At 45.1% G+C, this 19,701-nt stretch carries 21 protein-coding genes and 2 tRNA genes; 12 read left to right on the forward strand and 11 right to left on the reverse strand.

Annotated features, from left to right (window positions below):
• Positions 1 to 28 precede the first annotated feature (28 nt).
• A complete protein-coding gene (gene rplT / locus GO493_RS07790) occupies positions 29 to 373 on the forward strand; it encodes a 50S ribosomal protein L20 (RefSeq protein WP_157305572.1) in 345 nt (114 codons plus the stop codon).
• A 219-nt stretch (positions 374 to 592) separates the two neighbouring features.
• Here rplT and ispE read toward each other — a convergent pair whose 3' ends face one another.
• The 4 genes from ispE to GO493_RS07810 form a co-directional block, all read right to left on the reverse strand.
• Positions 593 to 1,399 carry a 4-(cytidine 5'-diphospho)-2-C-methyl-D-erythritol kinase gene (gene ispE, locus GO493_RS07795; RefSeq protein ID WP_157305573.1) on the reverse strand — a complete coding sequence of 269 codons (807 nt, stop codon included), beginning with the start codon at positions 1,397 to 1,399 and terminating at the stop codon, positions 593 to 595.
• A 205-nt stretch (positions 1,400 to 1,604) separates the two neighbouring features.
• Complete coding sequence (locus GO493_RS07800; RefSeq protein ID WP_157305574.1) at positions 1,605 to 2,210, reverse strand: bifunctional nuclease family protein; 606 nt, start codon at positions 2,208 to 2,210, stop codon at positions 1,605 to 1,607.
• Positions 2,211 to 2,314: 104 nt separating this feature from the next.
• Positions 2,315 to 3,280 carry an electron transfer flavoprotein subunit alpha/FixB family protein gene (locus tag GO493_RS07805; RefSeq protein WP_157305575.1) on the reverse strand — a complete coding sequence of 322 codons (966 nt, stop codon included), beginning with the start codon at positions 3,278 to 3,280 and terminating at the stop codon, positions 2,315 to 2,317.
• A gap of 54 nt (positions 3,281 to 3,334) precedes the next feature.
• Positions 3,335 to 4,075, reverse strand: a complete 741-nt coding sequence (locus tag GO493_RS07810; protein ID WP_157305576.1) for an electron transfer flavoprotein subunit beta/FixA family protein — start codon at positions 4,073 to 4,075, stop codon at positions 3,335 to 3,337.
• A 52-nt stretch (positions 4,076 to 4,127) separates the two neighbouring features.
• Here GO493_RS07810 and GO493_RS07815 point away from each other — a divergent pair, with 52 nt between their 5' ends.
• On the forward strand, positions 4,128 to 4,436 hold the full coding sequence (locus GO493_RS07815; RefSeq protein ID WP_157305577.1) for a tetratricopeptide repeat protein: 309 nt from the start codon (positions 4,128 to 4,130) through the stop codon (positions 4,434 to 4,436).
• A gap of 16 nt (positions 4,437 to 4,452) precedes the next feature.
• Positions 4,453 to 5,790: a tRNA lysidine(34) synthetase TilS gene (gene tilS, locus GO493_RS07820; RefSeq protein ID WP_157305578.1), complete on the forward strand. Its 1,338-nt coding sequence runs from the start codon at positions 4,453 to 4,455 to the stop codon at positions 5,788 to 5,790.
• A gap of 1 nt (position 5,791) precedes the next feature.
• On the opposite strand, the gene GO493_RS07825 is transcribed toward tilS, so the two are convergent.
• The 3 genes from GO493_RS07825 to GO493_RS07835 all read right to left on the reverse strand — a co-directional run bounded on the left by GO493_RS07825 (position 5,792) and on the right by GO493_RS07835 (position 7,628).
• On the reverse strand, positions 5,792 to 6,244 hold the full coding sequence (locus GO493_RS07825; protein WP_157305579.1) for a response regulator: 453 nt from the start codon (positions 6,242 to 6,244) through the stop codon (positions 5,792 to 5,794).
• A 245-nt stretch (positions 6,245 to 6,489) separates the two neighbouring features.
• Positions 6,490 to 7,113, reverse strand: a complete 624-nt coding sequence (locus GO493_RS07830) for a rhomboid family intramembrane serine protease (protein ID WP_232538786.1) — start codon at positions 7,111 to 7,113, stop codon at positions 6,490 to 6,492.
• A gap of 41 nt (positions 7,114 to 7,154) precedes the next feature.
• Positions 7,155 to 7,628: a 23S rRNA (pseudouridine(1915)-N(3))-methyltransferase RlmH gene (locus GO493_RS07835; RefSeq protein WP_317165410.1), complete on the reverse strand. Its 474-nt coding sequence runs from the start codon at positions 7,626 to 7,628 to the stop codon at positions 7,155 to 7,157.
• Between the two features lie 176 nt (positions 7,629 to 7,804).
• Here GO493_RS07835 and GO493_RS07840 point away from each other — a divergent pair.
• From GO493_RS07840 to GO493_RS07850, 3 genes are all read left to right on the forward strand, one after another.
• A tRNA-Arg gene (locus tag GO493_RS07840) sits at positions 7,805 to 7,878 on the forward strand.
• A gap of 171 nt (positions 7,879 to 8,049) precedes the next feature.
• Positions 8,050 to 9,204, forward strand: a complete 1,155-nt coding sequence (locus GO493_RS07845) for a chromate transporter (RefSeq protein ID WP_157305580.1) — start codon at positions 8,050 to 8,052, stop codon at positions 9,202 to 9,204.
• Positions 9,201 to 10,118, forward strand: coding sequence for a DUF1259 domain-containing protein (locus GO493_RS07850; protein WP_157305581.1), 918 nt, complete (start codon positions 9,201 to 9,203; stop codon positions 10,116 to 10,118). The genes GO493_RS07845 and GO493_RS07850 overlap by 4 nt, the downstream gene beginning before the upstream one ends.
• A gap of 35 nt (positions 10,119 to 10,153) precedes the next feature.
• On the opposite strand, the gene GO493_RS07855 is transcribed toward GO493_RS07850, so the two are convergent.
• Positions 10,154 to 11,230 carry an alkene reductase gene (locus tag GO493_RS07855; protein WP_157305582.1) on the reverse strand — a complete coding sequence of 359 codons (1,077 nt, stop codon included), beginning with the start codon at positions 11,228 to 11,230 and terminating at the stop codon, positions 10,154 to 10,156.
• Between the two features lie 120 nt (positions 11,231 to 11,350).
• Here GO493_RS07855 and GO493_RS07860 point away from each other — a divergent pair, with 120 nt between their 5' ends.
• The gene (locus GO493_RS07860) at positions 11,351 to 11,713 is read left to right on the forward strand and encodes a winged helix-turn-helix transcriptional regulator (RefSeq protein WP_157305583.1); all 363 of its coding nucleotides are present in this window, start codon (positions 11,351 to 11,353) and stop codon (positions 11,711 to 11,713) included.
• A gap of 236 nt (positions 11,714 to 11,949) precedes the next feature.
• A complete protein-coding gene (locus GO493_RS07865) occupies positions 11,950 to 12,879 on the forward strand; it encodes a PorP/SprF family type IX secretion system membrane protein (RefSeq protein ID WP_157305584.1) in 930 nt (309 codons plus the stop codon).
• A gap of 75 nt (positions 12,880 to 12,954) precedes the next feature.
• On the opposite strand, the gene GO493_RS07870 is transcribed toward GO493_RS07865, so the two are convergent.
• Complete coding sequence (locus tag GO493_RS07870; protein WP_157305585.1) at positions 12,955 to 13,239, reverse strand: hypothetical protein; 285 nt, start codon at positions 13,237 to 13,239, stop codon at positions 12,955 to 12,957.
• Between the two features lie 147 nt (positions 13,240 to 13,386).
• Here GO493_RS07870 and GO493_RS07875 point away from each other — a divergent pair.
• Positions 13,387 to 13,460: transfer RNA gene (locus tag GO493_RS07875), tRNA-Arg, on the forward strand.
• A gap of 97 nt (positions 13,461 to 13,557) precedes the next feature.
• On the opposite strand, the gene GO493_RS07880 is transcribed toward GO493_RS07875, so the two are convergent.
• The gene (locus tag GO493_RS07880) at positions 13,558 to 14,559 is read right to left on the reverse strand and encodes a carboxymuconolactone decarboxylase family protein (protein ID WP_198315624.1); all 1,002 of its coding nucleotides are present in this window, start codon (positions 14,557 to 14,559) and stop codon (positions 13,558 to 13,560) included.
• Between the two features lie 246 nt (positions 14,560 to 14,805).
• Between GO493_RS07880 and GO493_RS07885 the strand changes: the two genes are divergently transcribed.
• The 3 genes from GO493_RS07885 (at position 14,806) to GO493_RS07895 (ending at position 18,741) form a co-directional block, all read left to right on the forward strand.
• A complete protein-coding gene (locus GO493_RS07885) occupies positions 14,806 to 15,702 on the forward strand; it encodes a helix-turn-helix domain-containing protein (RefSeq protein WP_157305587.1) in 897 nt (298 codons plus the stop codon).
• Between the two features lie 102 nt (positions 15,703 to 15,804).
• Complete coding sequence (locus GO493_RS07890) at positions 15,805 to 16,863, forward strand: AraC family transcriptional regulator (RefSeq protein WP_157305588.1); 1,059 nt, start codon at positions 15,805 to 15,807, stop codon at positions 16,861 to 16,863.
• A gap of 75 nt (positions 16,864 to 16,938) precedes the next feature.
• Positions 16,939 to 18,741 (forward strand): serine hydrolase, encoded by a 1,803-nt coding sequence (locus tag GO493_RS07895; RefSeq protein WP_157305589.1) that lies wholly within the window; start codon positions 16,939 to 16,941, stop codon positions 18,739 to 18,741.
• Between the two features lie 17 nt (positions 18,742 to 18,758).
• On the opposite strand, the gene GO493_RS07900 is transcribed toward GO493_RS07895, so the two are convergent.
• Positions 18,759 to 19,631, reverse strand: coding sequence for a helix-turn-helix domain-containing protein (locus GO493_RS07900; protein ID WP_157305590.1), 873 nt, complete (start codon positions 19,629 to 19,631; stop codon positions 18,759 to 18,761).
• Between the last annotated feature and the right edge of the window lie 70 nt (positions 19,632 to 19,701).

Genomic DNA, 19,701 nt, shown 5'->3' on the forward strand with positions numbered 1-19,701 from the left:
ATTATTAACCTGATCAAAAAAGCACTATATGCCTCGTTCAGTAAATGCAGTAGCTTCCAGGGCCCGCAGGAAGAAGATATTAAAGCAGGCCAAAGGCTTCTACGGTAAAAGGAAAAATGTATATACCGTAGCCAAAAACGTATTAGAGAAAGGTCTTACATACAGCTATGTAGGCCGTAAGCTGAAGAAAAGAAACTATCGTCAGTTGTGGATTGCGCGTATCAACGCTGCTGCCCGCGCTGAAGGTATCACTTACTCTGAGCTGATCCACAAATTGTCTGAAAAGAATATCGACCTGAACAGGAAGGTATTGGCTGATCTGGCAATGAATGAGCCTGAAACTTTCAAGAACCTGGTAGCTTCCGTTAAATAAGCGGAGTTCCGAATAAATAGTTTGTAGCCGGTGTTGTTATGATGCCGGCTATGCTGTTTTGAAGCCGGCGTATGCCGGCTTTTGTGTTTTTAGGGAGGGTGAGGAGAGGTTAGGAGAAGGATGCGAAGGCAATTTTTTGAGGGGAATTTTGCGCTGCGCGCGGCTTGATTGAGAAAAGAAGAGTTGAGCCGGGAGGCAAGACGTTGTATTATGCGCGGCTCAGAGAATAAATACTTTATAATCGGGATTGAAAGAAATCCCTGCTGTGCTGTTTTTGGGAAATATTCCGACAAAAGCAGAGCCGCTGCCACTCATGGTAGCGTAAACCGCACCATATCTGTATAACTTTTCCTTGATCTCTTTTAGATGGGGATGTGCTTCAAATACGGGCGCTTCAAAATCGTTTGTAATAATTTCCTTCCAGTCTTCTATCGGTTGCAGAATGCTTTCATGGAGAGAAAGCGCGGGCGCTTTGGGTGTAATGCGACCAAAGGCCCAACCTGTGTTGATATGCACTGCGGGATAGACCAGGACAAAAGAGTAAGCAGAAAGATCCAGTCCGACCGGCGTCATGATCTCTCCACGGCCAGTGGCGAAGCAGGGTTTGTTACTGATGAAGAAAGCGCAGTCGCTACCCAGTCTGGCTGCATATTCCCGTAATTGTTCTGCAGAGATACCTAACTGAAAACGGCTGTTCAGCAATTGCAGCATAAAGGCTGCATCTGAGGAACCACCGCCCAGTCCTGCGCCGATAGGAATATGTTTGTGAAGATGTATGTTCACCTCCGGCAGTGAGGGATAATCCTGTTTCAGCAGATGCCATGCTTTCAGGCAGAGGTTATCTGCAGGATTACCGGGAACAGCTATACCGGAAGAGGAGAATTGCAGCTGACCGGGACTGAGTACTTCCAGTGCGTCAGTGAGTGGTAACGGATAAAATACGGTTTCCAGTTCATGAAAACCATCCGGACGTTTACTGATTACGTGCAGGCCCAGGTTTATTTTACAATTCGGAAAAACGATCATGGGAGAGGAGCACTTTTAAAGGAGGTATTTTATAAGTGCAAAGTTTAATATTTAAAATGAGAAAACGTAAGGTAGTGTATCATTGAGACGCTATCGAACGTAAGAGTGATATTACCCAATTTTAACGATCCGGTAAACCATACATAAGGAAACTCCTTATCTGATGATCTACCGGATCGTTATATTGGTATTACAGTAAAACCTTTTATACACGGCCTTTACGGCTGTTGATCTCATCACGGATGGCGATGGCCCTGATGTAATCTTCCTGTTCCAGTACTTCCTGGAGCAGTTGTGTCAGTTCATCCAGATTGAGGACTTTAAGATCATCTTCAGCACCTTTCTCATGTTCTGAAATGGTAGGAGTGACGGGTTTGACACCGCTTTTCTTTCCGGCAGGATCGTCCAGGAGGATACCTGCGCTGTTGAGGATGTTCTCGTATGTGAAAATAGGGCAGCCAAAGCGTACGGCTAATGCCAGGGCATCGGAGGTACGTGAGTCTATCTCTATGGTTTCTTCATTGCTGTAACAGATCAACTTGGAATAAAAGATCCCTTCCTGCAGGTTACTGATCACGACTTCATGAAGTTCTATATTGAAAGCGTTCATGAAGTTTTTCATCAAATCATGTGTCAGAGGGCGGCTGGGTTGCATTTTCTCCAACGCAACAGCGATAGCCTGCGCTTCAAAGCCGCCGATCACGATCGGTAAGCGGCGCAAGCCGTTCACCTCTCCCAATACTACGGCGTACGAATGTGTTTGCGTAATGCTGTGCGATAAAGCAACTATTTCCAGTTCTATTTTTCTCATATCTGTCCTGCGTTGTCGCTGAATATTTTGTAAGAACGTGAAGTTAGAAAAAATATTCCTTATCTAAAAAACAGATAATAAGTAATAGCAAAATCGCTAAGTACTTACTTCAGTTGCTTTATTGCTGCCGTCAACTTTGGTACTACTTCGAAGGCATCTCCGACTATACCGTAATCTGCTGCTTTGAAGAATGGCGCTTCGGGATCTTTATTGATGACCACGATCACTTTACTACCGTTTACGCCCGCCAGGTGCTGGATAGCGCCGGAAATACCGATGGCTACATACAGGTTGGGACGTACGGTAAGACCGGTTTGTCCGACGTGTTCATGATGTGGGCGCCAGCCGGTATCGGCAACAGGGCGGGAGCAGGCTGTAGCAGCTCCCAGCGCTTTGGCCAGGTCTTCTACCAGTCCCCAGTTCTCGGGGCCTTTTAAACCGCGGCCCCCGCTTACTACGATCTCTGCTTCTGTGAGTGGAACTTCACCGGTAACGGTTTCGACCTTGCTTACTTTCACTTTGAAATCAGCATCGCTGATAGCGGGGGAGAAGGCAGTCACAGTAGCTTTGGCATCTGTCTTTTCTACCGGGAAAGTGTTGGGCATGACCGCAATCACTTTCTTCTCTGATGTTATATTAATATTGGCAAAAGCTTTGCCGGAAAATACGCTTTTCTTCACTACAAAGCCGTTGGCCGTATCCGGCAGGGAGATGGCGCCTGATACAAAACCGGCTTTCAACCGGGCGGCTACACGGGGAGCGATGGCCTTGCCGTCAAAATTGTGGGGGAAAACGATGACCTGAGCAGCTTCCTGTTCTGCTGCTGCAGCTACTATCTTTGTAAATACAGTGCTTTCCACTTCATTTAAGCGGGCATCTGCTACATGCAATACTTTAGCTGCGCCGTAATTACCTAACGCCTCCAGTTCTGCATTATCTACCTGGCCTAATACCAGTGCTGTAGCGCTGGTTCCCAGCTGCTGTGCTACTTTGGCACCATATTGTACTGCTTCGAAAGCTACTTTTTTGATCTTGCCCTGAGCCTGATCTGCGAATATTATAACTGACATGATTTAACGTAGAGTTTAAGTTCTTGGAATGGAGAAAGCTGAGCGTGGGATGTTTCAGATCACTTTAGCTTCTTCGTGCAGGAGTTTAACCAGTTCGTCCACATTATCGGCACTGATCAGTTTAACACCGGCCTTTGCGGGAGGGAGTTCATATGTGGATACCGCTGTCAGAGAGTCTGCCGCTACGGGTTCTATCACCGCCAGGGGCTTGGTACGTGCAGCCATAATGCCTCTCATATTGGGGATACGTGCCTCGGCCATTCCTTTCTGGCAGGACACTACAACGGGAAGTGCAACTGTTACGATCTCTTCACCACCTTCTATTTCGCGGTTGATGGTGGCCTGGGTACCGCTCAGCTCAAATTTTGCTGCGATGGAAACGTAAGGCAGGTCAAGCAGTTCAGCCACCATTCCGCCGATAGCGGAACCGTTATAGTCTATGGTTTCCTTGCCGGTAAATATGAGGTCATAACCCTGTTGTTTTGCGTGTGCCGCTATCTGGGAAGCGATGTAAAAGCTGTCCTGGCTATCTGTATTGATACGGAAAGCTTCATCTCCACCCAGCGCCAGCGCCTTGCGGATAACGGGTTCAGTATCTGCTCCGCCTACTGTAACAAGATGCACGGTTGCTCCCAGGGTTTCTTTCAATTCAAGTGCTCTTACCAGGGCATACCATTCATCATAAGGATTAATGATGAACTGTACACCTGCTTCATTGAATTTCGTGTTGTTGTCTGTGAAAGCTATTTTTGCAGTTGTGTCCGGAGTTTTACTGATACAAACTAAAATCTTCATGGCCTTAACTGTTTTGTTTTTATAAAGCGGTATGAGCAAATATATTTAAATAATGGATAGAATAGCCAGGATCAAGGAATTTCTTAAAACCAGCCCCAATGACAGCTTTCTGAAGCATGCATTGGCGCTTGAGTACATCAAGCTGAATGATGACGGGGAGGCCCGCAGGCTGTTTGAGGAGCTGCTGGCGCATGAACCGGGGTATGTAGGTTCCTACTATCACCTGGGCCGGCTGCTGGAACGCAATGCCCAACCGGAAGCGGCCATTGCTATTTATGAAAAAGGCATGGAAATGGCAAAAGCGGCACAGGACAGGCATGCCTACAATGAACTGCAGGCCGCACTGGATGATCTGATCTGATAATTAATGTTACACTATGGACCTACTGAAAGGTTTTATTTCATATACAAAGCAGGAACAGCTTTTTACAACCGACCAGCAGATACTGCTGGCGGTGAGTGGAGGTGTAGATTCTGTGGTAATGGCGCATCTCTTCAAAGAAGCGGGTTTCCGTTTTACGATTGCGCATTGCAATTTCCAGTTACGGGGCGAGGAATCTGAAAGAGATGCTGCTTTTGTGACGGCACTGGCGGATAAATTAGGAGTGATGCTGCATACAGTGCGTTTTGATACGGCTGTGTATGCGGACAGCAATCGTGTATCCATCCAGGTAGCAGCAAGGGAATTGCGTTATGGGTGGCTGGAAAATATACGGCGGCAATCAGGCAGCGCTTTTATAGCTACAGCCCATCATATGCAGGACAATGTTGAAACAGTGCTGATGAACCTGTGTAAAGGCACGGGCATAGCCGGTTTACACGGTATATTACCTAAACAGGGGCATATTATACGTCCGCTGCTGTTTACCCAAAAGGAGCAGCTGCTGGCCTATGCAACAGAATATAGTACCGGTTTTGCAGAAGACAGTTCCAATATCACTGTAAAATATACACGTAATTTTTTCAGGCATAAGGTAATACCTGTCATGCAGGAGATCTACCCGGCTGTAACTGCCAATATAGCCGGCAGTATTGACCGTTTCAGGGAAGCGGAGGAGTTGTATGAGGAGGCGCTGCAACGGCATAAAAAACGGCTGGTCGAGCAAAAGGGGAATACCATTATGATCCCTGTGCTTAAACTACAGAAAACACGGCCTTTGCACACAGTTGCATGGGAGATATTCAAGGATTATGGATGTTCTTCCGCGCAGCTGCCGCAGGTACTGGAGTTGCTGAACAGCGGATCCGGCAAACTGGTGGAAACCGCCAGTCACCGCATTATACGGGACCGTCAATGGTTACTGATCATTCCTGTTGAAGTGCAGGATGCAGCTGTTATTGTAATAGAAAAGGAGCGGACTTTCGTTCCTGTAACCAATGGCCAGCTGAAGATCAGGGAAGCTGAAAGAACGCCTGCCACTGTTATTCCAACATCGTCCAATATTGCCTGCCTGGATAAACAGGAAATACATTATCCGCTGGTTTTAAGAAAATGGCGGCAGGGGGATTATTTCTATCCGCTGGGCATGCGTAAAAAAAAGAAATTAAGCAGGTTCTTTATTGATCAGAAGCTATCGCTTCCGCAGAAGGAAAAAGTATGGGTGCTGGAGTCAGGAAAACGTATTGTGTGGATAGCGGGAATGCGTATAGACGACCGTTTCAGGATAACAGACAATACTACCCGGATGCTGGTGCTGGAGTGGGAAGAAAAATAAATTACCTCAAACTGTTGATCACTGTATTGAACTCGGGAAAGGCGTGTTTCTTCATGCAGAAGTCGTAGAAATGCTGCGCTGATAAAAGATACTCGTCGTACGTAAATGGTTTTACCATGTAAGCCAATGCCCCCAGCTGTTTACATTCGTGCATTTCTATTACGTTGAAAGAAGATGAGAAAATAATTGCCGGAATATCCCGGTAAGCTATTATGTTTTTCAGTTCACGCAGTGCTTCTGTTCCGCTCAGGCGGGGCATATTCAGGTCAAGAACAATCAATGAAGGAAAATCTTCTCCATTGTCTCTCATGCATGCGAGTACTTCCAGGGCCTTTTCTCCGTCTTCGACAAGCATTGGTACATCGGGAAGGCCAATGGTGCTAAAGGCGTCCTGCATAATAAAACGGTCCTCAGGGTCGTCATCGGCCAGTAATATCTTAACACGCTGTTCCATAGCAAGTCGAAATCTTTCTGAATGGTAAATAATCAACGGCCGCATCTATAGTCTGATAGCAGAAATTCCCGTAGAGAAAAATCCCCTGTTCTGGATTTTCCTCTACAGTTCTGCAACTGGTTTTCTACTTTGCCTGTAAGCCCGTTATGAAGTAAATTCTCATGCCATGGCTTTTTCTCACCGTTGTACAGAGTCTAGTACTATACAATACGCAAAAAGCAAACCGGAAGTAAATTCGTTTGTGATTACCTGTAGCCGTGCAACAGCTGGTCCAGAAAGTAAGGGCCTATCTTAGGTTCGAAGATTAACGGGCAGATAAGGCCGAAAAGCGCGCCCCATAAGTGTGCATCATGGTTAATACCATCACCCATATCACGACGGGCCATATAAAAGGTACCTACCAGGTATAGTATACCATACAGTACAGCCGGCATAGGGATCACAAATACATAGATCCTTGCCCAGGGGTTGAAAAGAATAGCGGCAAATACCACTGCTGATACGGCACCGGACGCACCAATGGCTCTGTAACCGTAGTTATTCTGATGCTTCAGGTAAGTAGGTATGGAAGACATTATGAGGGCCAGGAGATAAAAAAGGGGGTAGTATAATTTACTCTGAAAGATCTGAAGAAATACCTCTTCTATAAAGCTACCAAAGAAGAAGAGGGACAGCATATTGAATCCGAGGTGCATGAAATCCGCATGTACAAATCCGCCGGTAACAAACCTGTAGAATTGTTTCTTTTCCTTTATCATGTAAGGCCACATGCTCAGATCATCAATACGTTGAGCATGGTTAAAAGACGTAACAGATACCAGACAGGTGAGAACAATAATACTTACCGTGATAATCGAGATAGTCATCATATCCTAACTAATGAATTGTTGGGTGTAATAATATAACTTTTTTATTGATGATGGTATTTTTCCCTGTTCAAAACTGTATACGCCCGGTACAATTGTTCTGTCATGATAAGGCGTACCAGCTGATGGGGGAAGGTGAGGGGAGACAGGGATAACTTCAGCTGGGCTCTTTCCAGTACAGCTGTGTCCAGTCCGAAAGCGCCACCTATCAGGAAAACAACCTGTCTTGTTCCGGCGTTGGCCCTTTGCTGCAGGAAATCGGCCAGCTGGATGGTGGTTTGCATCTTTCCATATTCGTCCAGTGCTACAAGATAATCCTGGGGTTGCAGGAGGTCCAGGACCATTTTCCCTTCCTGTTTTTTCAATTCCGGTATGGATAAACTCGCAGCCTGTTTTACAGTGGGAATAAGCCGGATATCAAAATCTACATAATGTTGTAACCGTTTCTGAAAAATGGCAATACCGTCCCTTATATAGGAATCGTTGTCCTTTCCTATGCTCCAAAGTAATATTTTCACCTGTTTATCGTATAAAAACCGGGGTAAAAGTACGGAAATAGTAAGAGTGGGCAGGCTGTTGAGTGAAATTTTTGAGGGGAGCGGCTGGCAGATGAGATAAAATAGTTTTAAAAATATATTTAAAAATTTGGTGATTCTGATTTTTTTCCTACTTTTGCAATCCCAATCGCGGGAATGGCTTCGTAGCTCAACTGAATAGAGCATCTGACTACGGATCAGAAGGTTTCTGGTTTGAATCCAGACGAGGTCACAAAAATGAAATATTTAAAGGCTGGTTCAGTAATTGAATCAGCCTATTTTGTTTTACGCAGGAGATGAATTACCCCTCATCCGTAAAAGTAATTTATATCCCAAAAGTCAATTTTGTTCTATTTCAATTCTGGAAGCTTTCTGAACTTACAGTGTATAAAAACTTCATTGTATGTCTCAGCCTGCTTATACACTCCGTCAGCTTATTGTATACTTTCTGAAACTGGGTACTGTTGGTTTTGGCGGTCCTGTGGCGTTGGTAGGTTATATGCACAGGGACCTGGTGGAACAACGGAAATGGATAAGTGAAGATGAATACAGGGAAGGGCTTGCGCTGGCGCAGCTGGCTCCTGGTCCGCTGGCAGCGCAGCTATCTATTTACCTGGGATATGTTCATTATAAAATACCGGGAGCAACGCTGGTTGGGCTTGCATTTGTCTTACCATCCTTCTTAATGGTGCTGGCCCTGGGATATTTTTATGTAGCATCAGGAGGTATTCCCTGGATGCAGGCTGTATTTTATGGTATTGGCGCGGCTGTGATCGGGATCATTGCTATGGGCAGTTACAAGCTTGTGAAAAAGACCGTGCAGAAAGACTGGTTATACTGGGGTCTTTTTGCATTATCAGCTGTAGCCACATTTGTTACTGAGAAGGAGATCCTCTGGCTGGTGCTGGCGGCTGGTATTGTTGTATGGCTGGTGAAAGCGCCACCGAAGACATTTAAAACAGCTAATAGTATTTTCGGGCTCCCTGTTCTGTTGCAGGCAGCCGGGTCGGTGGCGGTGAATGGCAAGATAGCGCAGATATGCTGGTTCTTCCTGAAAGCAGGAGCATTTGTGTTTGGCAGCGGGCTGGCTATAGTACCGTTCCTGTATGGCGGGGTGGTTAAAGAATATCAATGGCTGAATGACCAGCAGTTTATGGATGCAGTAGCTGTTGCGATGATCACTCCGGGACCAGTGGTGATTACAGTAGGATTTATCGGTTACCTGGTGGCTGGTTTTCCGGGGGCCTGTGTTGCTGCATTAGCTACATTCCTGCCGTGTTATTTCTTTACGGTAATACCTGCACCGTATTTCAGGAAATATGGCGGAAATCCGGGGATCAAAGCTTTTGTAGACGGGGTAACGGTTGCAGCGATAGGGGCAATTGCAGGAGCAGTGGCTGTTCTTGCCAAAAGGCAACTAACTGACGTCACAACTGTTATTATAGCAATAGTTACTGTTCTTTTATTATTAAGATTCAAAAAGCTCCAGGAACCTTTTATTATCCTGGGAGCTGCGTTACTGGGACTTCTCATCAAAACAATATATCATCAGTTATGAACATCAGGTACATTATGCTGCCTTTTCTGATAGTTACCACTGCCTGTAATTATCAGGACAAGCCCTCCGTACGTAACAATGTTCTTTGTCCGCCGGGAAGCAGGCTGGACATACAGAAAATTGAGCAGATCACGGGAATGAAGGGTGTGGAAAAAAATGGAGAATATAAGATCACTGTGCCTCAGAATGATCTTAACGTTGTAGTTGATAGTTTTAAGATCATTCCTCCGATGGGGCTTGGCAGCTGGGCGGCGTTTACTCCCTGCCGGGACAGCGCCATGGTAATGGGAGATATTATCCTTACTGAAACAGACCTGGCGCCTGTGCAGCAGGAAGTGGTACGGCAGGGATTTATGATATCGGCCATTCATAATCACTTTGTGCGTAATCATCCGAATGTGGTGTATATGCATATCGATGGTAAGGGTAAAGTGGAGAGGTTATCAGCCAGTGTGAAAGCCATTTTTGATAAGGTGAAGGAGGTAAGAGGCCATGATCCTAAGGCAGCTAAACCTGATAGTGTAAATAACACGATCGATATTGCCCGGCTGGATTCTATTACCGGCCATAAAGGTGAAATGAGTAAAGGGGTGTATAAATATACTATTGGCCGGTCTGACGTATTGCTGCAGGAGCATGGTATACAGGTGAGCGCATTTATGGGTTTCAATACCTGGGCGGCCTGGCAGGGAACGCCTGAAAGAGCAGCTGTGGCGGGTGATTTTACTATGCTGGAGAATGAAGTGGAACCTGTTATAAAGGCCCTGGTAGAAAATGGTATTGAGGTGGTGGCCGTGCATAATCATATGGTACATGAAGAGCCGAGGATATTCTTCCTGCATTACTGGGGAGTAGGGCCGGCAGATAAGCTGGCAAAGGGCTTGAAGGCGGCGCTGGATGAGACAGGACATTAAAAGCAAACAGGCCGGGGAATTCTCCGGCCTGTTCACTATGCTAAGAACGGATAATCTGTGTATCCTTGTTCACCTCCTCCAAACATAGTAGCTCTGTCAGCCTGATTAAGTTCACTGTTCAATTCAAACCGTTTTGGCAGATCGGGATTTGCCAGGAATAATGCACCATAAGAAATAATGTCTGCCATACCTTCTGCCAGTGCAGCCTCGCCGGTTTCCCGGGTGTAACCGCCATTAGCGATAATGGTATGACGGGTAAGTTTGCTGAATGTTCCAACAGGATCTTTGGGATAATGCGGCAGTTTATCCAAAGGAAATAAGGAAGACATCAGGTGTATATATGCCAGCGGCATTTTATCCAGCTCACCGACCAGGTGGCTGAACTGTGCAACGGGATCGGTTGAAAAGATGCTATTGTAAGGAATGGTGGGGGATAGCCGGATACCTACTTTATTGCTACCGATCGCCTGAACAAGTCCTTTCATGACTTCCAGTGTAAACCGGCTCCTGTTTTCTATGCTTCCTCCGTATTCATCATTCCTTTTGTTAGCACTGTCTGCCAGGAACTGGTTGGGCAGATAGCCGAAGGCGGCATGCAGCTCTACGCCGTCAAAGCCTGCTGCTATTGCATTCAGGGCAGCCTGCCTGTAATCCTGTACGATCTGTTTTATTTCTTCAGCGCTCAGCGCATGTGGTGTTTCATAGTCCTGCATTCCCTTCATTGTAAAATGCCGCTGACCTTCAATAGCAATAGCTGATGGCGCCACCGGAAGTTTCCCGTTCCTGTCAGACGAGTGCCCGACACGGCCGGTGTGCCAAAGCTGGGCGTAGATCACGCCTCCTTCGTTATGAACTGCGTTGGTTACTTTTCTCCATGCCTCAATCTGCTCCTGTGTGTACAGGCCTGGCGTCAACGCACTACCCAGGGCCTGTTCTGAGATGTTGATCCCTTCCGTAATAATAAGGCCGGCGCTTGCTCTTTGTGTGTAATACAATACTGTTAAATCGCCAACTATGCCGGATGTATTTGCACGGCTTCTCGTCATAGGGGCCATGGCCATGCTGTTTTTAAGCGTCTGGCCGCCCAGTACTTTTTTCTCAAATAATTTCATGCCTGTAATTTTATGTTATGTATTTGTTGCCAATCTGTAATTACATACAAAATTATTCGAGGTATAGTATATCTTTGTTATCTGTTACATAAAGAATACCGGTTACAAAAAGGATACTATATGGTTAAAGTACATAAATGCATAGTAGGAGATGAGTCCGCCTGTTCCAAAGCTGGCCTGGCCATCAGGGACACGTTGGATGTGGTTGGCGGCAAGTGGAAACTTGTTCTTATTTCTATGCTCAGGGACGGCAAAATGCGGTTCAGGGAGTTATCCAGGCAGGCGGAAATATCTCCAAGGATATTATCAAAGGAATTGCAGGAGATGGAGATGAACGGCCTGGTTACGCGGACCGTGTGTAATACCAAGCCGGTTACAGTAGAATATGCTCTTACTCCTTATAGCGAAACATTGTCGGAAGTGATCATAGCTATGCATAAATGGGGCGTACAGCATCGCAAGAGAATTATAGAGAGAGTCTGAAAAGCCTCTGCTGAAAGTAAGTGAAGTTGGTCCGTTGATCGGGTCAACTTTTTTTATTAGGGAAAGATCACATTCGTCCTTACTATAATCAGTAAAAAAAGTTAATTCTTTAGGTAATAATCATTTACATTTACGCCGATTTTGTGCATTTGACCCATTTCAACCAGAAACGATACCTATATCAGCTACTGATCTGCCAATATATAACCTTGCGTCTCTATATTTAACTGATAACGATGAAGAAGATCTTTATCCCAACTCAATCTTTTAAAATACTGTTGCTGATCTTTACGATGACAGCAGTTTTCACAGTGGTAAAAGCCCAGCAGGCGGGTAATTCCCAGGCGTTGCTGGAACCTTCCGGCACCCAGTATTTCCAGAACCAGTATCTTGCCAACCCTGCTATGGCAGGTATTGACAGCGGGTTGCATATCAATGGCGCCTATCGCCGGCAATGGACAGGTATTGACGGGGCACCTGTTACCGGGTATTTTACAGCAGATGGTTTTATTACAAACAGAGTGGGAGCAGGTCTTCATATTTTCAATGACAAGGCAGGATTAATTAACCGTACACGTATAGCGGGTACTTATGCCTATCGTATCCCGCTGGATAATAATGGCCGGCAGTTACATTTTGGATTATCGCTGGCAATGAATTTCCAGCGGCTGGATTATTCTCACGTGACGGGAGATCCTAACGATCCTTCGCTGAGTGCATTTAACCGCAGGGATAATTATTTTGAAGCAGAATACGGTATGGCATATACGGATGCGCACTGGACCCTGCAAGGGGCTTTACCGAATGTGCGCAGCCTGTTTACCGGCGATAATAAAGGTGTAGATGGCGGCGGTATCTTTTTTACTGCTGCATCTTACCGTTTTATACAGGAGGGCGCTATCAGCTCTGTTGCGCCTAAGCTTTGTTACCGGGGAGTTAAAGGGTATGATAATATCCTGGATGCAGGGGTGAATGTCGGGTTCCTGGACAATGTAGCTAATGTGATGGCGATGTATCATACTTCAGGTAGTGTGACTGCGGGTATTGGAGTGAATATTAAGAAAATGGTGACTGTGCAGGCGTTGTATACGACGCAGACGGAGGGGATTAAAACGTATGTGGATGGGAGTTATGAGATAGGAGCTACGGTGAATTTGTTCAGATAGAATTGGCGAAGAAACTTTTTATAAAAATGCCTGCGCCAAATGGCACAGGCATTTTTATAAAGGGCTATGTCCATTTTAGGGATGCGTATACAAACGGTATACGAGTGTTCCGGAGGGAGGTAAGCCCGGACCGCCATCAGTGTATCCTTCCAGGACCAGTGTACCATTAACGGGATTAGTGTCTGCATCGCTCACTACTTCTGCGTTTGCCAATGTGCTCCAGGCTATAAACTGGCCGGCAGGATTATACCAGGCATAGTTTATTATGGCGGTACGCGTATGCTGTTTAGATGTAAATGAGCTGAACAGTAATAGCATGGCAAATAATGGGAGGGTGAGGAGGGCTTTCGCGTTTTTCATTTGGGTTGTGTTTAACGATTAACAAAAACTGAGGGTATATCCTACTAAAGATACGAAAGGTATTTGCGAAATTTTTCATGCAATGGAATAAGATATTTTGCTAATTGTAAAAAAGTTTCCTACATTTGCAATCCCATTCAAGGGAATGGCTCCGTAGCTCAACTGAATAGAGCATCTGACTACGGATCAGAAGGTTTCTGGTTTGAATCCAGACGGGGTCACAAAAAAGGTTGGTTCATTACTGAACCAACCTTTTTTTATTGTAGAAAACAGCATCCTTTTAATGTTATTGAATTTACGGAACGGACAACATTTCTCTTACTTACCAATCTTCTCAAATATCAATTTCATTGCATCCGGATCCAGGGTATTCATGTCAACAAGTTTCAGCGATCTGACCATTTTCAGTGTTGCCGTTTTATAATGCTTAAAATGCGCTGACTGTAAGTGAGACTGATAAGCATCCTTGCTGGCATAGATCTCTACGAGCCTGAACTGCGTTGGGTTTTGCTTCTGGTACATTGGGAAAATAGAAATAACACCTGGCTCAATTTTTATGGATTGCGATGATTCCTCATGAAGGATAGTTTTGTATTCTTCCAGGTACTCCGGAACTATCTCTATTTCAGATAACCGTACCAACATATCAGGTTGAATAACGGGCAGTTCTGCCAGAGAGACCAACTTTCTTAAAACGTTGGCCTGTATCCTGCCGGCAGTTCTTTCTATCAAGTCTGTAAGTTCTGTTAATTGGGCATCGGTTATACCTGTGTTCCTGCCCATGAATATATGGGCTTTAAGCTGAGGTTCTACGCCGGGCATTGCAGCCAGTGCGGAAATGGTCACAAGCTCCCGCTGGCGGTAGTTTAAAACGTCACGGCTAAAGATATCAGCAAACAAATGTTCCTTCAAAAAAGTGTCTATGACGGGAGCAAAAGCGCAGGCTCCTGTTTTGGGGCCGTTCTCTTCAATTTCTGTTAGCTGCTGTAACGTTTTTTTCCCGGTTGCGTACTTGTTGCTGTCATTTACCGGCGTGGCATCTTTTCCTTCCATATCCTTTATACCCCTGGCCTTTCTTTCTTCCAGCACCGCCATTAGTGTATTGATACTATTGAGGCTTCGGGGAAAGCCGCAGTACGCATATAACTGGACGAGTGCTTCTTTTATTTCGCTGATGGTGAGGCCTGCGTCCAGCCCGTTGTTCAGTGCAGGTTTCAGTCCGTCGAGATCTCCTGTTGCCGTTAAGGACGCAATTGCGGCCAAGGCTTGCTGGTGTGTATTCAGTGCCGTATTACTGTTGCTATTGTTCTGTGCCTTCATAGTCTTTACATTCATTGCAAACAAAAAGAGAAAAATCAATTTTAAAATCCCGGGGCTGCCCATTGTATTATTGTTTTTGGTTATTTGTTTCGCTCATTATAACCTGGTTACTTTTACAAAGTTCTGTTTTATGTCTATACTGCATTTATACAGGATACAGATGTATTTACCACTTTTACGGATTGGGGGCTATGTACGCAGGCTGTACTAAAAGGTTTTCTAAATTTGTATGAAAAGAATTTTATCATGGAAAAAGTGGAAAGGATCGATACTGTTAAACAGTATAATGATGCTATGGGGGTGGAAACAAGGCATCCGCTGGTGAGCGTGGTCAACTTTGACGAGATACCCACCTATCAGTATTTCCGCAGGTATATGGGTATATATGCCATTTTCCTGAAGAACATAAAATGTGGTGATATGAGGTATGGCTGTCAACCCTATGATTATGAAGAGGGCACCCTGGTATTCATATCGCCCGGGCAGGTTTATGGGATTGACAACAGCGGGAAGATCATAAAACCATCAGGAAGGGCATTGGTTTTCCATCCGGACCTGATTGTGGGAACGCAACTCGGGAAGCGGATAAGAGAATATACTTTTTTTTCATACGAAGTTAACGAGGCCCTGCATTTATCGAAGAAAGAAAGGGCTACGGTCAAAGACTGTCTTGATAAGATCGATGCGGAGATCGATCTGAACATTGATAAACATAGCAAGACGCTTATTATCTCCAATATTGAGCTATTTTTAAATTACTGTATGCGGTTTTACGACAGGCAGTTTATTACCAGAAGCCATGTCAATAAGGATATCCTGGTACGCTTTGAGAACCTCCTGAACGATTATTTTAAATCGGGTGAGGCACGGACTTTAGGTTTGCCAACAGTTACTTATTGCGCGGAGCAGCTGCATTTATCTGCCAATTACTTTGGCGACCTTATCAAAAAAGAAACGGGCAATACTGCGCTGGACCACATTCAGTTAAAAGTGATTGACGAGGCCAAGGGGAAAATCTTTGAACCCAACAAATCCATTAATGAAATTGCAAATGAACTGGGGTTCAGGTATCAACAGCACTTCACCCGCCTATTCAAGCAAAAGGTAGGTGTTGCTCCCAATGAATACAGGAATCAGAACTAGGCGATGGCTGGAGCAGATGTAGCCTGTTACAGGATACCTGCCTATTATCCTTACATTTGAACAAAGAAACCTGTTAACTTTGAGCCGGTAATAATAACGGCCATGACCTCTGGAAACAACTTACTCTTTTTCTTTAGCGCGCTGGGAGCATTTAACGGTCTCATCGCCGGCATATACTTCCTTTGCTTCACTCCGAAGAAAAACCTGTCTAATTATTTCCTGGGCGCCCTGTTGATTGTGCTGAGCATCCGTATAGGAAAGTCTGTCGTCTATTTTTTTGACCATGATATACCGAGAGCAATCCTGCAATTTGGTCTGGCAGCCTGCCTGTTTATCGGGCCATTTTTATACTTTTTCGTGAAAACGGAAATAGAGCAGGTCAGGAAGCTACCATTATCCTGGGGCATACAACTGGCAGCCTGGCTGGCAGTGATCCTGGCAGGTTTAGTTTTCCCTTATGAGAACTTCCCGCGACTCTGGACACATTACATTGTCCCGGCGATTTATCTGCAATGGGGTATTTACATTGGACTTACGATAATTCCGGTCAAACCGCTTTTTAAAAAGATCCGGGCTAAGGAGAAGCTGAAACCTTTCGAAAAGTGGGTCCTGACGATCTGCGCGACGATATTCCTGATATTTACTGCCTATGTATGGGCTTATACTAACATCACCAAAGGCAGTTATATTATGGGGCCTTTGTACTTTTCCCTGGTAATTTATTTCGTTATAATAATACTGTTACACCGGAAAAAAGCAAATGATCTATCTTCTTTTGCCGGTCAGAAATATGGCGACAGAAAGCTGAATGAAGATGAGGCCAGCCTGATTGTTGCCAGGCTGCAGGAGGTCATGAACGGGAAAGAACTTTTCCGGAACCCTAACTTAAAGGTGGGAGACCTGGCCCGTGAGATTAAAGTTCCCAGTCACCAGTTGTCCAGGATCCTGAATGACAGTCTGCAGAAAAACTTCACTCTTTTTGTGAATGAATACCGGGTTAACGCTGCCTGTAAGATGCTGTCTTACCAGACAAATTTAACAATAGAGGCTGTGGGGGACGAAGTGGGATTTAATTCAAAGTCCACTTTCTTCGCCGCCTTCAAAAAAATTAAAGGATTGACTCCCAATGCTTATATCCGGGAAACTACTCCGGATTTATAAATCCGTACTAATATTTTAAGGCTTTGGCACTCAGAAAACAGAGGAAACTGCATCTTTGGCTAAACTCTTTTTTAAATGAAAAAGATAGCCCTGTTACTGAGCTTATCATCCTATTGTTTTCCGGCATTTTGCCAGGATATTTCCACTGAGCGACAACAGATCGAAAAGACGATCGAACTTTACTTTGACGGCTGGGCCACCGGCGATACGACCAGGATAGGGAAGGCCATGCATGTTTCCTGTCACCTGAAAAACTACCGTGACGGGAAATTTACGGAGTATACGAGAAACCAGTACCTTGCCCTGTTCAAGCCCCATCCGAGGCCTCAAAGCCTGCAGACCCGGATTGTCAGCCTGAATATTACCAACAATATGGGTAGTGCGAAAGTGGAGATCAGTACCGCAAAGGAGCTGTTCACGGACTACTTCAACCTGATGAAAACGAATGAAGGGTGGGTGATTGCAGACAAGGTATCTACCAGGACACCCTATATTGTGGAAGATGTGGAGGCAGGGAGGAAGGTTGATTCAATGTATGCCTCTTATAATTGGCAGACTCCCGGTGCTGCTGTAGCCATTGTTAAGGATGGTAAAGTTGTTTTCCAGAAGGGATATGGTATGGCCGACCTGGACCATGATATACCAATTACGCCGCAGACCGTTTTTAATATTGCTTCGGTATCAAAGCAATTTACTGCTTTCGCCATATACCTGCTGGCCAGTGAGGGCAGGATCTCTCTTGAGGATGATGTCCGGAAATATATCACTGAACTGCCGGATTACCATGCAGTGATCAGGGTAAAGCATTTGCTTGGCCATACGAGTGGTTTGAGGGACCAGGCGGCAACTATGTCATTAGCAGGGAACAGGTTGGGTGACATCTCTACAACCGAACAGATCCTGCAATTAACGGCAAGGCAAAAGAATCTGAATTTTATGCCGGGCACTGCATTTGGCTATTGCAATACCGGCTACACCTTGCTTGCAGAGATCATACACCGTGTAACCGGCAAATCGTTTACCGCCTATACGGAAGAGAAGATATTCAGGCCGCTGGGGATGACCAGTACGCAGTTTTGTGATAATTATGGGAAAGTGGTAAAAAATAAAGCTGAGTCTTACGAGCTGATAAATGGAATTTATTACCATCAGCCGTTGAATGTTTCCAATCCCGGTCCTTCCAATCTTCTGACCACGGTGGAGGATTTAACCAAATGGGTGTTGAATTTTGAGCACCCGGTGGTTGGAACGCCGGAACTGATAAAGGCGTTCAACGAAGCATCTTACCTGAACGATGGCCGGAAAGTGATATTGAGGATATCTGGCGATGGTGACACGGTCTTTCATGCAAAAGGGCAGAACCTATGGAATTATAAAGGGGTGGATGTGATCTCGCACGGGGGACATGCGGCGGCCTTCCGTACTTTTATGGGCCGCTCTCCCGGTGAGCGTCTTGCCATTATTGCACTCAGTAACGATGAACATAATGAAAAGCTGAATGCCCGGTGGCAGATGGCAAATTTTTATATAAAGGACAAGCTGAAAGAGGAAAAGCCATCTGCAATTACACCAGGCCAACCAACAGTTAAACCTGTTGTAAAATACACTGATAACTTAAAGGACTTTACAGGTGAGTATTACAGCGATGAGCTCAGTACCAGCTACAGGTTCGTTGTGCGCGGGGATGCACTTATCATGACCCACCTGAAGCTGGAAAATATTGAATTGAAGCGGGTGGGTGAGAATAAATTTTCAGGCTCAGGCCCGGAGACCTTTGCATTTGAAATGGAGTTCCTGGAAAATGAAAAGCATGATGTGACCGGCTTTGCGATCTCGAATTTTGGGGTAAAGGATTTAAAATTTGTGAAAGTGAAGTAAACGGGTGCAAGAAGATGTCAGGCAGAAAGTAGCAATGAGATCTGTTTTTTATAACTTCCGGGGCTCATTCCTGTTATCTTTTTGAAGAGGCGGTTGAAGTAGGAAATATTCTCAAACCCCAGGCTATAGGCCAGGTCCCTGATGGACAGGTCTCTTGTCATTATTATCTGCTGCGCCTTTTCGATCTTCTTCTGGTTTATGTACTTTCCGGGTGTACATCCCATATTCTTTTTAAACAGGCGGATAAAGTGATCCTTTGTGAGAAAGCTTTTGGCGGTCAGGTCTTCTACATTAATGAGTTTATCTATGTTGGTATGAATGTAATGCAGAGATCTCAGTATCCGTTCATCGATATCGAGGTTCTTATCGGATGCCTGGGCCAGAAAACGTGAAAAGACCTGTTTAATGATACCCTGGGCTTCCATTTCAAAAGCCAGGGGCATGGTCTTGTGAAGAGCTATGTTTTTAATAAGCGTGGGGGAATTATCGTAAGCACCGGGATCGTAGTACTGTAATTCCCGGTCCGGGTTGATAATGGCAAGGCGTTTTATCAGTTGAATGATGAGCGGGTCTGCTTCGATTTCCACAGGGAAGTCTACCAGGTCGAAAATACCGGGCCGGGTACCTATTTCTTCATAAATGTGGATATAGTACAAGGACAGGGGGCCTTCACATTCATATCCATGATTGATGTAAGAAGGGGTGAGGTACAGATGATCTTTTTTCAGTTTGTACGTTTTGTCTTCCCGTATTATCCTGGCTGTCCCGTCTTCTACCAGGTGTATCCTGGCAAAAGGGCTGCATATGTTCTTCCAGTTCCAGTCCGCGTTGTGGACGGCATGCCCAACGTTCAATAAAATGAAATCCGGATATATCCGTTCTTTGCTCATATACAAGGGAATTGCAATAAATGTAGAGATTAAATATCGATAAAGTGCTACTTTTTAATCGATATGGGTA

Source organism: Chitinophaga tropicalis (genome assembly GCF_009758205.1).
In the GTDB taxonomy this organism is placed as follows: Bacteria; Bacteroidota; Bacteroidia; order Chitinophagales; family Chitinophagaceae; genus Chitinophaga; species Chitinophaga tropicalis.

Excerpts from the sequence above, each read along its gene's own strand:
- ispE (WP_157305573.1), bottom strand. The coding sequence starts at position 1,399 with ATGATCGTTTTTCCGAATTGTAAAATAAACCTGGGCCTGCACGTAATC.
- GO493_RS07850 (WP_157305581.1), top strand. The coding sequence starts at position 9,201 with ATGAACATCAGGTACATTATGCTGCCTTTTCTGATAGTTACCACTGCC.
- tilS (WP_157305578.1), top strand. The coding sequence starts at position 4,453 with ATGGACCTACTGAAAGGTTTTATTTCATATACAAAGCAGGAACAGCTT.
- GO493_RS07865 (WP_157305584.1), top strand. The coding sequence starts at position 11,950 with ATGAAGAAGATCTTTATCCCAACTCAATCTTTTAAAATACTGTTGCTG.
- GO493_RS07845 (WP_157305580.1), top strand. The coding sequence starts at position 8,050 with ATGTCTCAGCCTGCTTATACACTCCGTCAGCTTATTGTATACTTTCTG.
- GO493_RS07885 (WP_157305587.1), top strand. The coding sequence starts at position 14,806 with ATGGAAAAAGTGGAAAGGATCGATACTGTTAAACAGTATAATGATGCT.
- GO493_RS07815 (WP_157305577.1), top strand. The coding sequence starts at position 4,128 with ATGGATAGAATAGCCAGGATCAAGGAATTTCTTAAAACCAGCCCCAAT.
- GO493_RS07860 (WP_157305583.1), top strand. The coding sequence starts at position 11,351 with ATGGTTAAAGTACATAAATGCATAGTAGGAGATGAGTCCGCCTGTTCC.
- GO493_RS07880 (WP_198315624.1), bottom strand. The coding sequence starts at position 14,559 with ATGAAGGCACAGAACAATAGCAACAGTAATACGGCACTGAATACACAC.
- GO493_RS07870 (WP_157305585.1), bottom strand. The coding sequence starts at position 13,239 with ATGAAAAACGCGAAAGCCCTCCTCACCCTCCCATTATTTGCCATGCTA.
- GO493_RS07895 (WP_157305589.1), top strand. The coding sequence starts at position 16,939 with ATGAAAAAGATAGCCCTGTTACTGAGCTTATCATCCTATTGTTTTCCG.
- GO493_RS07855 (WP_157305582.1), bottom strand. The coding sequence starts at position 11,230 with ATGAAATTATTTGAGAAAAAAGTACTGGGCGGCCAGACGCTTAAAAAC.
- GO493_RS07805 (WP_157305575.1), bottom strand. The coding sequence starts at position 3,280 with ATGTCAGTTATAATATTCGCAGATCAGGCTCAGGGCAAGATCAAAAAA.
- GO493_RS07890 (WP_157305588.1), top strand. The coding sequence starts at position 15,805 with ATGACCTCTGGAAACAACTTACTCTTTTTCTTTAGCGCGCTGGGAGCA.
- GO493_RS07900 (WP_157305590.1), bottom strand. The coding sequence starts at position 19,631 with ATGAGCAAAGAACGGATATATCCGGATTTCATTTTATTGAACGTTGGG.
- GO493_RS07800 (WP_157305574.1), bottom strand. The coding sequence starts at position 2,210 with ATGAGAAAAATAGAACTGGAAATAGTTGCTTTATCGCACAGCATTACG.
- rplT (WP_157305572.1), top strand. The coding sequence starts at position 29 with ATGCCTCGTTCAGTAAATGCAGTAGCTTCCAGGGCCCGCAGGAAGAAG.
- GO493_RS07825 (WP_157305579.1), bottom strand. The coding sequence starts at position 6,244 with ATGGAACAGCGTGTTAAGATATTACTGGCCGATGACGACCCTGAGGAC.
- GO493_RS07810 (WP_157305576.1), bottom strand. The coding sequence starts at position 4,075 with ATGAAGATTTTAGTTTGTATCAGTAAAACTCCGGACACAACTGCAAAA.
- GO493_RS07830 (WP_232538786.1), bottom strand. The coding sequence starts at position 7,113 with ATGATGACTATCTCGATTATCACGGTAAGTATTATTGTTCTCACCTGT.